The sequence below is a fragment of the Streptomyces sp. NRRL F-5126 genome, assembly GCF_000721265.1.
Taxonomy (GTDB): Bacteria; Actinomycetota; Actinomycetes; order Streptomycetales; family Streptomycetaceae; genus Streptomyces.
Map to the genome: position 1 here is coordinate 1 of NZ_JOFZ01000008.1, position 11,538 is coordinate 11,538.

The window sequence follows — 11,538 nt, forward strand, 5'->3', positions numbered from 1 at the left end:
ACCTGAATGATCACGGATCCCGTGTCCGCTCTGTCATCCGCCCCGACCTGCGGCATCTTCACGTCAGTTGGGCGATCCCGGGAACTCGCGCAAGCCCTGCCTGTCGGTCCCTCGACACCGCCGCCGAGTGCTTTGCCACCGGGTGAGAAGGCGGCGCTCCGGCAAGAGGCCGCGCAACCCACCCTGTGAGGAAACCTAGCCCGGTGCGATCGACGGTCCATCTACACGCGGTCGACCTCCCGGACGTCTCCTTTCGTCTCGCTCCATCCGTGGCCGCACACGAGACGATTCTGGCGGAGGCGGCCGAGTGGCCCGGCGGCCTGCTTCAGAACGGCTGCGCGCACGCCGGCCGGACCGTCCTCGCTCATGGGGCGGCAGGGGCAGCCGGACGACCGACGCCGCGGTTCACGCGTAGCGCCGGCGCTCACGTGATCGGAACAGGACGGCGACTGACGGCGCCCCGCACGAGTAAACGGTTGTTAAAGCTGTGGCGCGTGGCGTAAGACTTCAGTGCGGCGTGACTCCAATACCCGCACGGTACGTCACAGCCGGGCGGCTCGCTTGAACGTGCGCCGGATTCGCCCTGGTTGCCATGCGCCTGCACCGCGACCCAGTTGCCTGAACCGATCAATTGGGCTGCCTTCTCAAGGCTTTTCGCCTACCGGGAAAAACCCGGACCGCACGGTCTGCTCCATGGCATGTTGCTCACGGTTTCCCAGGAATCCCACGCAGCAGGATGAGAGGTTCACGTGGCTACGACTGCACAGGACATGCGGACTCCGTCTCAAACCTCGCTACGGCGAAAATTCCGAGGCAGGGTCATCGTCACCTGGGTGACGACCACCGATCACAAGACAATCGGCTCCCTCTACCTCATCACGTCTTTCGTCTTCTTCCTCGTGGGCGGGCTCTTCGCTTTGGCCATGCGCGCCGAACTGGCGAGGCCCGGACTGCAGATCATGTCCACCGAGCAGTTCAACCAGGCATTCACGATGCACGGCACGATCATGCTGCTGCTCTTCGCCACACCCCTCTTCGCGGGATTCGCCAACTGGATCATGCCGTTGCAGATCGGTGCTCCCGACGTGGCGTTCCCACGTCTCAACGCCTTGGCGTACTGGTTCTATCTCTTCGGCTCGCTCATCGTCATCTCGTCCATGGCGGCCCCTCAAGGCGGGCCTGGCTGGGGGTGGACGGCGTACTCACCGCTGTCAGGGCCCGCCCACTCTCCCGGCGTTGGTGGGGATCTGTGGATCACCGGTCTGGTGCTGTCCGGTTTCGGCACAATCCTCGGGTCGGTGAACTTCATCACGACGATCGTCTGCATGCGCGCACCGGGCATGACCATGTTCCGGGTGCCGATCTTCACCTGGAACGTGCTCCTGACCGCTGTGCTCGTACTCCTGGCGTTTCCCACACTTGCCGCGGCGCTGCTGGCTCTGGAGGCCGACAGAAAGTACGGTGCGCACGTGTTCGACGCCGCGAGCGGTGGCGCCCTCCTCTGGCAGCACCTCTTCTGGTTCTTCGGACATCCCGAGGTCTACATCATCGCGGTGCCCTTCTTCGGCATCGTCACGGAAGTCATCCCGGTCTTCAGCAGAAAGCCCGTCTTCGGATACATCGGCCTCGTAGCGGCGACCATCGCCATCTCGGGCCTTTCTGTGACGGTCTGGGCGCATCACATGTTCGTGACAGGTGGCGTGTTGCTGCCCTTCTTCTCCTTCATGTCCTTCCTCATCGCCGTGCCCACCGGAGTGAAGTTCTTCAACTGGATCGGCACCATGTGGAAGGGCTCCCTGTCCTTCGAGACGCCGATGCTCTTCTCCATCGGTTTTCTCATCACCTTCCTCTTCGGCGGCCTGACAGGCGTCCTCCTGGCGTCACCGCCCATCGACTTCCACGTGTCCGACACCTACTTCGTGGTTGCTCACTTTCATTACGTCCTGTTCGGCACCATCGTCTTCGCGATGTTCGCGGGCTTCTACTTCTGGTGGCCCAAGATGACCGGCAAGCTGCTGGACGAACGCCTCGGGAAGATCCACTTCTGGACCCTGCTCGCCGGTTTCCACCTGACCTTCCTCGTCCAGCACTGGCTGGGCGCCGAGGGAATGCCACGCCGCTACGCCGACTACCTGGCCACCGACGGGTTCACAGCGCTCAATACCATCTCCACCATCGGGTCCTTCCTCCTCGGCCTGTCCATGCTGCCGTTTTTCTACAACGTCTGGCTGACCCACCACTACGGCCGGCGGGTGAACCAGGACGATCCCTGGGGCTATGGCCGCTCCCTCGAGTGGGCGACCTCAAGCCCTCCCCCCCGGCACAACTTCCTGACCCTGCCCCGCATCCGCTCGGAATCCCCGGCGTTCGACCTGCACCATCCGGAAATCGCGGTGCTGGACAAGCTCGCCATCGCCGACGCCGCGCCCGGAGAAACCCTCAGGGCTGTCCGTCACAACCTGGAGGGCCGGCAGCCGTCGCACTCCCGTACGTCTTCCGGTGCCACACCGGGCGGCCACTCGTCAAGCGCCTCAGCAGAGCACGAGCCGACCGCGGAGAGGAAGGACACGCGTGAACCACTCGAATGACCACGCCCTGGAGTACTGCTCGACGGCTCAGGCCGGTCTTCCCCGGGCTTCCGGTGGCTGCCCGGCAGTGCTTTCCCACGCGGGACGCTATCGATGAGCGCACAGCGCCGACGGCGACAGTACGAGTACGGAAACAGCGCAGGAGTGGCGCAGATCGAGGGGTACTTGATCTGCCAGGCCGCCCTGCACACGGCGCGACGGGAGGCCGAGATCTTCGCCGACCGCCTGGACTGGCTCACCTCCGCCCAGCGGGCAGAGGTGATACGCCACTACCGGGCGAGGCGTACCGCGATCGCCCACGAGAGCATCGAGGCCACAGCCGCACGGTGCACGGAGTTGCGCGCCGAATACACGGCTCGCTACGAACTGCTGCGGCGGCGTCTGTGGTGTGCGTGTGCCACGGTCACACTCATCCTCGCCGCCGTCCTGATCTCCATCGCCATCGTGTTCCGCCCATGACGCCAACCACCCCGCAAGAGGCAATGAAGAACGTGCTTTCGCAACGACACGACGCCCCCGCGCAGCCGCATGACCGCCGCACGCCGCTCCCCGACCCATGCTGAGCTGGCTCGGGAGGGCGGCGTGCCGTGATCTCGACACCGAACTCTTCTTCCCCGTGGGGCCCGACGGCCCCGGCCGGCACCAGGCGGAGAAGGCAAAAGCCGTGTGCAAGACGTGCCCTGTCCGGCGCCAGTGTGCCGACTGGGCTCTCACCACCGCTCAGGAGTACGGAATCTGGGGCGGAATGGAGGCGGAGGAACGGGTCCTGATGCGCCGGAGAGAGAGATCCGCCGCGTCGGAGCGGGTCAGCGTTCAGTCGTGAGCCGGAAGGCCGTCCGCGTCCGGTCGGTCAGCCGCGCACTTGCTCGGCGATCTGCACCAAGTGCCTTCCCGAATGCGTGGGCTGTCGCCCACTCCAAGTCCTCCAGGGTCGCCCTTGGCGAGCCTCGGCCGGCCGATGAACATTCCCGGTGGCGCTGTAGTACACAACGCAGACCCGCGCCGCCAAAGGGAAAGCCCGGAACATGTCCTTGCAGATGGTCACCAGAATTGTGCGCCGATCGTTGTCGAGCCGAGATTCCTTCCGTAGAGCTCACGTAGAGCTGGCAACGACCACGGCGCGGGAGGATAAAACTCGGCGGGACGGACATTCTCATCCATGAATGGAGCGTGGTTGGTGTGGCCTCGGATTTCAAAGGAAAGAAGCTCGTTGTACTCGGAGGGTCCAGCGGCATGGGCCTTACAACCGCGGAAAACGTCGTGGAAAAGGGCGGCAGTGCGGTCATCATCGGCCGCCCCGGCCGTAGGCTCGACGACGCCGTGGCAAGCCTGTCCCGGTCGGGCAGCGCATGGCCGATCGCGGCGGACCTGACGAACTGGGAGCAGGTGGTCGAGGCTCGGAAGCAGCTCACGCAGAACCACTCCGACGCCACCCTCCTCGTCAACGCGGCCGGATTCGTGCTGCCCAAGCCGTTCCTCGATCACGAGGTGGCGGACTACGACGCCTATCACGACCTGAACAGGGCGACGTTCTTCCTGACGCAGACCGTCGTCCGGGGCATGGTCGCCACAGGCCAGGGAGGCGCCATTGTGAATATCGGCGCCATGTGGGCGCACCAGGCGATCGCCGCGACACCGTCGTCCGCGTTCTCGATGGCCAAGGCGGGCCTGCACGCGCTCACGCACAACTTGGCCATGGAACTCGCCGGCGAGAACATCCGGGTCAACGCCGTAGCTCCCGCCATCACCAGGACACATCACTTCGACAAGGTCTTTGCCCCGGACCAGCTGGACGCCGCGCTGGAGGGACTCAGCGGCCTGCATCCGCTCGGCCGGATCGGCACCTCCCAGGACCTCGCCTCCGCGATCACGTTCCTCCTCTCCACGGAATCGAGCTGGACCACCGGCGCCATCCTCAACGTCGACGGCGGCGTCATGGCCGGCCGCAACTAGTGGAGTGACGGCGGGACAGGCCGTGGTCGCCGACTGCGGTAACTCCATTCGCCGGGACAGCCGCAGAGCGGTTGTCCCGGCCGGCGACCCTGTCGTGAGCCCGCACTCACCGCGGGATTCATCAGCCCGTGGTTTTCGCGCGCCTGGGGAGCACCCAGCCCGGGCGCGGGAAGTGGCACGTGTAACCGTTTGGGTAGGTGACGAGGTAGTCCTGGTGCTCCGGCTCGGCCTCCCAGAACGGACCTGCCGGCTCCACCGTGGTCACCGCCTTGCCCGGCCACAGGCCGGACGCGTCGACGTCGGCGATCGTGTCACGGGCGACCTGCTCCTGCTCAGGGCTGAGCGGGAAGATCGCCGAGCGGTAACTCGTGCCCATGTCGTTGCCCTGGCGATTCAGGGTCGACGGATCGTGGATCTGGAAGAAGAAGGCCAGGAGGTCGCGGTAGGTCGTCTGTGCGGGATCGAAGACGACCTCGATGGCTTCGGCGTGGCCGGGGTGCTTGCGGTACGTCGCATGGTCGTTCTCTCCGCCGGTGTACCCGACACGCGTACGTAGAACGCCGGGCTGGTGGCGGATGAGGTCCTCCATACCCCAGAAGCACCCGCCCGCCAGGACGGCCGTCTCGGTGCCGGCTTCCCGTGTGATCTGTCCGGTGTCATGCCTTCCACTGGTCACGATGTGTGCTCCTCTGTCGCGGTGTCGGCTGCGGGGAACAGCGAGAGGTACTCGCCGTAGCCCTGCGTTTCCAGTTCGGAGACGGGGATGAAGCGCAGTGCGGCCGAGTTCATGCAGTACCGCTCCCCTCCGGCGTGGGCGGGGCCGTCATCGAACAGATGCCCGAGATGGCTGTCGGCCCCGGCGGATCGCACCTCGGTGCGGATCATTCCGAATGCTCTGTCGCTCTTCGAGCGGACAGCGTCCGCGGCGATCGGCTTGGTGAAGCTCGGCCAGCCGGTCCCGCTGTCGTACTTGTCGGCCGACGAGAAAAGAGGCTGGCCGGAGACCACATCCACGTAGATGCCATCCTGATGGTTGTTCCAGTACTCGTTTTGGTACGCCGGTTCCGTGGCATCTTTCTGAGTGACACGGAATTGCGTTTCGGTGAGGCGACTCAACGCCTCAGGAGTCTTTTGGTAGTCACGCGACACGATTCCTCCTCCATTGAGACTGCCGGCCGACACCAGCGAAAAACACCGCAGAGCATTTTCTGGATCGCGGACCCGTGAAGCCCTTCGTGGCGGAAACCCCAGGCATGGCCCGTCGGGTAGTGAGCGGTGGACTTGAGCGCGATCAGCTTGCCGAGCCTTCAATCAGGTCTCTATAGTCCAGTTTAGGTCATTGCCCGGTCCCCGACAACACGTCGTGCACCCTTCCGATGGCCTGGATGGCAGGAGAAACGTCCAGCTAGCACCGCTCATCACTCGCTTGTGCGCCCCCGCTGTGTCGGTGTTCACTGGGCGAGGGGAAGGACTCTGTGGACTATTTTGTCCCTTCAGGACGGTCCGGCCGCGCCGTGTCCGGTCGTAAGAAGCACCCCGCGCATGACGCTAAACCCCATCGGCGAGGGCAGGCCATCAACTCAACCGGCGCCGTGCCCTGGGCGGATGCTGGAGAGGAGAGCCCGTCAGCTCCCTTGAGACATACCGCGAGAACATCCCGGATCGGAGGAGCAGCATGCTCATGGCCCATCCCGCAGTCCTGCGCCCATTGGTCAAGGAGTACGAAGCTCTCACCACTTTGCCGTGCGGCCAGAGCAGTGAACAGACCAGACGACGTCTGGAAGACGTGGCCTACACGCTGTGCGTGGCTACCGGAACACTCACCATAGAGGCCGCACTGCGCGCCGCACGTTCCCGTCTGTCCGTCGCCGTACGGCGCGATGACTCCTTCATAGCCCAGGACGACCTCACCTCCGAGGCATCCGGGTCGGCTTCGACCGAACAGCCGACGCGGCCGGGGAGTGTTCAATAGTCCGCTCTGGACGGCGGCGACATCCTCGTTGCGGTCTCAGCCACGGCGCTTGGCAGCCGCCGCCTCCGCAGCCGCACGATCGGAGTAGCCGGGGTGCCGTGGGTCGACCACGTCGGCGTGGGCGTTGGTCCGCGAGAGGTAGTCGACCACAAAGGGGCAGATCGCGGTGATCGTTCCCTCTCGGATGCGGATCTCATCGAGTACCTGCCGCACCAGGGCGCCCCCTACGCCTTGGTGCCGGCGATCGGAGGCGACTTCAGTGTGCTGAAGTGCGTACCGGTTGGGCTTGAGGTGCGTGTAGTAGAGCCAGCCGGTCAGGTCGTCGCCACGGTAGAGCTCAAAGCGGCCTCGGTCAGCGTTGTCGAGCAATCGCTCGCTCGGAGGCATCCGTCCTTCGCTGCTCACAGACACTCCAGCCGTCATCGCGTCGCCTTTCGACAACTAATTGGACTGTAGAGACCAGTATACGTGCACTGCGCACAATCGTGGACTCAAAGAAGGACTGAATGGTCCATTAATCGGGGAGGCTGCCGATAGTCACCGGTTCAGGACGCGCCGTTGAGTGCGACCCACTCGAGGCAGGGTGGAACATATGTCCGCGACATGATGATGCAGCCGGAAGTCAGTCGGTGGACAGGCGCTCGATATGCGCAAGGGCCATGTCGAGCGATGTCGCCATCGGAGTGATGTCACGCTTCGTCTGGGCCAGCAGGTATCCGCCCTGGAGAGCGGCCATGACGCCCGTCGCGAGGTGCTCGATCGATGCCTCGGGCGGCAGGTTCCCGCTGTCCTGGAGGCGTCCCAGCACGCCCGCCAGGAGTCTCTCCCACTCGGCGAACAGTCGCGACAGCGCTTGGCGCCCGAGAGCGTCGTGGTCGGAGACCTCGGCGGCCAGAGAGCCCAGAGCACATCCGTAGGCTCCATGCCGAAGCGCATTGTTCTGGACCAAGGCGTCACGCCAACGCCGCAGACCCCGGATCGTCGAGACATGACCGAGCGCTGTGCGCTCACGCTCGATGATGCGTTCGCCGACGTGGTCGATGACAGCTCGTACGAGCGCGTCCTTGCCGTCGAAGTGGTGGTACAACTGCGACTTGCTCACGCCGCTCGATGCCAACACGTCATCGAGCGTGGTGGCCCCGACCCCTTGCACGTATATCAGGTCGGCCGCCGCGCTGACGATCCGCGCCCGCGTCTTTGCACCACGCGCCGTCAGGCGTCTGCCGTTGTGCGATTCAGCGGTCGTCATCACAACTTCATGTTACTGATCGGACCCGATCCTTCCCAACAGCTCCGAGGCCGGTCCTCGCGAAAAGGGTGCGAGTGCGAGGTCCAGGGCGGCATTGAGCGGCCGTGGATCTTGTTCCATTCCGCTCAGGACACTGCCGCCGTGCAGTGCGGCAAGGATCAGTACAGCGATCTTCTCCGGGTCGACGCCGGCCCTCCGCGGGTCGTCCGGCGCGGACTCGCCGTTACCCGCGGCGTCGGACCGGAGCAACCGGCCGACTGCTTCGCTGAGGAGATCGCGCCACTGGTCGACGAAGTCGGACCGATCGTGGGCGTCACCCGTTTCCCTCAAGGCCAATACGTACGATGATCGCGGGGTCATGAGCTCTTGAACCACCCGGCAGCGCCACGCTGCCAACGCCGCTCGGTCACTGACTGCGGCCAGACAAGCGCGCTCGCGGTTCAGCACTTCCGCGATGTGCGTCTTCATCCACCCCTCCCGACTCGTCGGCGTCATCCCATCTCATCCCGGCACATTCTTGGACCATTTAGTCCATTCTTGTTGACTCCATGATTCCACCCGGCGGCAAGGGGCAACCGTGCCCGAGAACCGCAGACCGCCCTGCTCCTCTCAGCCGCGCACAGCCCCGCTGCACGTCGGGGCGCGTATATCGCCTGCGGCACTCACACGTGCGACGGGAGCAGCGGGACGGCGAGGAGACAGGGGCTCGGGCCGCCCCGCCGGCACTGCGGTCGCGCAGCTGGGTGCCGGTTACCGAGCCTGGTCGGCCGGTCACTGTTCGACAGGGGCCGACGCAAACGTTGAGGCATCCAGGTCGCCCTTCCTCAGACGGAAGACCTGAAGGCGCAGGCCGTAGTACTTTTCGGTCTCCCCCACCCACTCCATCCCGATACGACGAGCGGCACGCGCTCCACGGGTGTTCTTGGGCCGCACAACGGCGAAGACTTCCTCTTCACCGTTGCTGAACGCATAATGCGCCAATGCGTGACCGGCTTCGGCGGCCAGGCCCCTGCCCCAGGCCGACGGGGCCAGCTGGTAACCCAGTTCGAGATCATCGCCCTCGGGCGGGAGCGGAAGGATCTGACCCGAGCCCGCGACACGCCCGCGCCCGGTCTCCTCGATCACCCATTGGCCACTCGGTCGCCCCTCGGGCCCTGGCGGCGTGTCGATCCACCCGGCGATCACCTCGCGCATCCGCTCGACGTCGGTGACACGGCCCATTGCCGGAGCCAGCCATCTCGAGACTTCGGGACTTCCATAGATGTCGAGCGCACCGGCGGCATCACTCAGGCGCCATGGACGCAGCAGCAGCCGCGGCGTCCGGATGGTCGAGCCGACGATGGTGACCTCATGAGTCAACGCTGCTCCTCGGAGGGCGACGAGGCCGCGCCGAACAGCGCGTCCAGCTGTGTGCGATATTAAGCCAACTGGACGAAATCGTCCAGTTGGGTGATCTTCGGAAGCCCATGGAAAGCCGGCGGTCGGCGTTGACCGGTCGATCGCGGCGACTGCCTCAGTGTGGGCCCGTGTACCTACGGACGAACGCGGATGACGGTCTTCCCCCTGACGTGCGCGGTCGGGTTGAGGGCGGCCACGGCGTCGTCGAGAGGTACGACGGTGCCGATATTGGTCCGCAACCGGCCGCTTCGCACCCGCTGGACGATCTCCGCCAGTTGCCTGCGATCGGACTCGACAACAAAGTCGATCGCCAGGCCACCGACGGGCCGGGCCTCCACCGGCCCGGCGATGGACACCAGGATCCCGCCCTCCTTGACGAGGCCGGCCGACCGCCGACCGATGTCCCCCCCGAACACGTCGAAGACCAGGTCCACTCCCCCGACGTCCTCCAACGCGTCGCTCTCCAGGTCGACGAATTCCTGTGCCCCGAAATCAAGAGCCGTCCGACGGCTGCCGGCCCGCCCCGTACCGATGACATAGGCCCCGGCCTCCGAGGCGAGCTGGGTCACCATCGAACCCACTCCGCCGGCCGATCCATGCACGAGAACACTCTGACCCGCCTGAAGACGACCGTGCTCGAACAACCCCTGCCACGCGGTCAGACCCGAGATCGGCAGGCTCGCACCCACGGAGAAATCGACATCGCCCGGCAGCGGCGCGAGATTGCGCGCCTCGACGGCCGTGTACTCCGCCAGGGTGCCGTCGCGCGTCCAGTCCGTGAGGCCGAAGACCCGCTGCCCCACCGACAGTCCCGCCGTGCCATAACCGAGGGCAGTCACCACCCCGGCCAGCTCATGCCCGGGCACCGACGGCGTCCGGTCGCGGTCCAGGCGGTCGGTCCATGACGACGGCCACGAGAGTTCGTCCGGGGTGAACCCCGACGCATGAACCTGGACAAGGACGTCATTGCCGGCGGGGGTCGGTTCGGGACGCTCTGTCAGCGTCATCCCAGCCGTTCCCGCAGCCTGATCCGTCACCACAACCGCTTTCATCATGCACCTTTCCCTGTACACTCTTCGGCCGCACAGCCCTTCCCGGCAGGCGCGTGCTTAGTGGCGCCGAACGACAGTTTCTTACCACGCAGAGCAGACTTATCTGCTCTGGACTCGCAGCTTCTCCCGTACCTCAAACAGTGGGTACCACGTGAGATTTGACGTGGGCGATGGCCATGTCAACGGCGATCCTCATGGGCCCCACGTCCTGGGCCGTACGTGCGAGGAGGTAGCCGCCTTGAAGTGCTGCCATGAGGCAGGTCGCAAGCCTTTGAGTATCCGTGTCGGCCCGCAGAACCCCTGAGTCCCTCATGCGTACGAGACCGGCCTCAAGCAGCCCTTCCCAAGTCTCGAAATACCCGGCAATCTCCATACGCGCTTCTTCGTGGCGATCGACCAGCTCACTCGCGAGGGAGCCGAGCTGACAACCGTACGCACCGTTTTGCAGCGCATTGCGCTCGATCAGCGCGTCCCGCCAGCGCTCCAGCCCACGCAGAGAACCAAGCCGCTGCAGCAGCTGATGCTCGCGTTCGAGCACCTCTACTGCCTGCGACGCGAGAACGTCACGCACGAGTGCGTCCTTGTCCGGGTAGTGGCGGTAGAGCTGCGACTTGCTGGTTCCGCTGGCCGCCCTGACATCGTCGAGGGTTGTGAGAGACACGCCTTTCACCCGCATCGTGTCGACGGCTGCTCTCAGAATGCGCTCACGAGTCGCCCTCCCGCGGTCCGTCAACCGGGAGTCGTTCCTGTCGCATGCGGGTTCGGCCACATCGGTCAGATTACCGGGGTGGGCGACGGCAAGAGCCGGCATCGGACGGAGCGCCCCTTCCGGGCTTTTCCATGGCAGCTGCAGACAGATCAGCTGGTGCTGTCGCCCCAGTTCAGCAGCGACCTCGCCCGTGTGAACAGGAGGCGGCGGCGCCGCGACGATGGCCGTGGATTCGCCCTCCAGGCGGAGAACCCGACGGGCCCAACTCGCCTCAGCTGTGGCGCGGCTCGGCTTGGACGGGGTGTCGGCAAGCGTCACTCGCCCACTACGGTGTGCATCGCACCAGGCACAGAAGCCGAAACTTTATTGGACTATCGAGTCCCATTTCAATAGTCAGGTGTGCCCCCCGTGGTGCAGCCGAGAAGAGCCGCGCCGCCAGGACCGGCACAACCACCGTTCGACCCGGAAGGTCGGGAGCCACCAGACGAGCCGCACGACATCCCCATGGGGCATCCGCGGGAGGCTTGGGCGGTCGCAGGCGCCTCATTTACAGTGGACTATATAGTCCCTAAAAAGGGGATCGGCGAGGTACCCTGTCCCAGAGGGCCCGGTGGAGC

12 protein-coding genes and 1 pseudogene are annotated in these 11,538 nt (G+C 65.3%); 5 read left to right on the forward strand and 8 right to left on the reverse strand.

All coding sequences use genetic code 11. The features are described from left to right. Positions 1 to 770: 770 nt before the first annotated feature. The 4 genes and pseudogenes from ctaD to IH48_RS0118020 all read left to right on the forward strand — a co-directional run. Positions 771 to 2,408 (forward strand): annotated as a pseudogene (gene ctaD, locus IH48_RS0118005) (cytochrome c oxidase subunit I); the annotation flags it as partial. A 273-nt stretch (positions 2,409 to 2,681) separates the two neighbouring features. Continuing rightward, positions 2,682 to 3,047, forward strand: coding sequence for a hypothetical protein (locus IH48_RS0118010; protein ID WP_037842480.1), 366 nt, complete (start codon positions 2,682 to 2,684; stop codon positions 3,045 to 3,047). A gap of 97 nt (positions 3,048 to 3,144) precedes the next feature. Then, positions 3,145 to 3,411, forward strand: a complete 267-nt coding sequence (locus tag IH48_RS0118015; RefSeq protein ID WP_030905067.1) for a WhiB family transcriptional regulator — start codon at positions 3,145 to 3,147, stop codon at positions 3,409 to 3,411. A gap of 356 nt (positions 3,412 to 3,767) precedes the next feature. Continuing rightward, positions 3,768 to 4,541: an SDR family NAD(P)-dependent oxidoreductase gene (locus tag IH48_RS0118020; RefSeq protein WP_030905070.1), complete on the forward strand. Its 774-nt coding sequence runs from the start codon at positions 3,768 to 3,770 to the stop codon at positions 4,539 to 4,541. A 121-nt stretch (positions 4,542 to 4,662) separates the two neighbouring features. On the opposite strand, the gene msrA is transcribed toward IH48_RS0118020, so the two are convergent. After that, a complete protein-coding gene (msrA, locus tag IH48_RS0118025; RefSeq protein ID WP_199809976.1) occupies positions 4,663 to 5,130 on the reverse strand; it encodes a peptide-methionine (S)-S-oxide reductase MsrA in 468 nt (155 codons plus the stop codon). 83 nt (positions 5,131 to 5,213) lie between these two features. Further along, positions 5,214 to 5,690 (reverse strand): peptide-methionine (R)-S-oxide reductase MsrB, encoded by a 477-nt coding sequence (gene msrB / locus IH48_RS0118030; RefSeq protein WP_030905076.1) that lies wholly within the window; start codon positions 5,688 to 5,690, stop codon positions 5,214 to 5,216. A 532-nt stretch (positions 5,691 to 6,222) separates the two neighbouring features. On the opposite strand from msrB, the gene IH48_RS35095 reads away from it, so the two are divergent. Beyond that, the gene (locus IH48_RS35095; RefSeq protein WP_324604313.1) at positions 6,223 to 6,513 is read left to right on the forward strand and encodes a DUF5133 domain-containing protein; all 291 of its coding nucleotides are present in this window, start codon (positions 6,223 to 6,225) and stop codon (positions 6,511 to 6,513) included. Positions 6,514 to 6,549: 36 nt separating this feature from the next. On the opposite strand, the gene IH48_RS34455 is transcribed toward IH48_RS35095, so the two are convergent. From IH48_RS34455 to IH48_RS0118065, 6 genes are all read right to left on the reverse strand, one after another. Beyond that, entirely contained in the window at positions 6,550 to 6,918 is a 369-nt protein-coding gene (locus IH48_RS34455) for a GNAT family N-acetyltransferase (protein WP_158710319.1), read from the reverse strand. A gap of 217 nt (positions 6,919 to 7,135) precedes the next feature. Further along, positions 7,136 to 7,762: a TetR/AcrR family transcriptional regulator gene (locus IH48_RS0118045; protein ID WP_030905082.1), complete on the reverse strand. Its 627-nt coding sequence runs from the start codon at positions 7,760 to 7,762 to the stop codon at positions 7,136 to 7,138. A 12-nt stretch (positions 7,763 to 7,774) separates the two neighbouring features. Continuing rightward, positions 7,775 to 8,230 (reverse strand): hypothetical protein, encoded by a 456-nt coding sequence (locus IH48_RS0118050; protein WP_158710320.1) that lies wholly within the window; start codon positions 8,228 to 8,230, stop codon positions 7,775 to 7,777. Between the two features lie 303 nt (positions 8,231 to 8,533). Continuing rightward, the gene (locus IH48_RS0118055) at positions 8,534 to 9,121 is read right to left on the reverse strand and encodes a GNAT family N-acetyltransferase (protein ID WP_037842482.1); all 588 of its coding nucleotides are present in this window, start codon (positions 9,119 to 9,121) and stop codon (positions 8,534 to 8,536) included. A gap of 173 nt (positions 9,122 to 9,294) precedes the next feature. Then, positions 9,295 to 10,212: an NADP-dependent oxidoreductase gene (locus IH48_RS0118060; RefSeq protein WP_030905090.1), complete on the reverse strand. Its 918-nt coding sequence runs from the start codon at positions 10,210 to 10,212 to the stop codon at positions 9,295 to 9,297. Positions 10,213 to 10,345: 133 nt separating this feature from the next. Further along, on the reverse strand, positions 10,346 to 11,239 hold the full coding sequence (locus IH48_RS0118065) for a TetR/AcrR family transcriptional regulator (RefSeq protein ID WP_234434305.1): 894 nt from the start codon (positions 11,237 to 11,239) through the stop codon (positions 10,346 to 10,348). Positions 11,240 to 11,538: the final 299 nt, after the last annotated feature.

Bases quoted from the DNA above. Each gene is read 5' to 3' on its own strand.
- IH48_RS0118060 (WP_030905090.1), bottom strand. From the start codon at position 10,212: ATGAAAGCGGTTGTGGTGACGGATCAGGCTGCGGGAACGGCTGGGATG.
- IH48_RS35095 (WP_324604313.1), top strand. From the start codon at position 6,223: ATGGCCCATCCCGCAGTCCTGCGCCCATTGGTCAAGGAGTACGAAGCT.
- msrA (WP_199809976.1), bottom strand. From the start codon at position 5,130: ATGGAGGACCTCATCCGCCACCAGCCCGGCGTTCTACGTACGCGTGTC.
- IH48_RS0118015 (WP_030905067.1), top strand. From the start codon at position 3,145: ATGCTGAGCTGGCTCGGGAGGGCGGCGTGCCGTGATCTCGACACCGAA.
- IH48_RS0118050 (WP_158710320.1), bottom strand. From the start codon at position 8,230: ATGAAGACGCACATCGCGGAAGTGCTGAACCGCGAGCGCGCTTGTCTG.
- IH48_RS0118045 (WP_030905082.1), bottom strand. From the start codon at position 7,762: ATGACGACCGCTGAATCGCACAACGGCAGACGCCTGACGGCGCGTGGT.
- IH48_RS0118010 (WP_037842480.1), top strand. From the start codon at position 2,682: ATGAGCGCACAGCGCCGACGGCGACAGTACGAGTACGGAAACAGCGCA.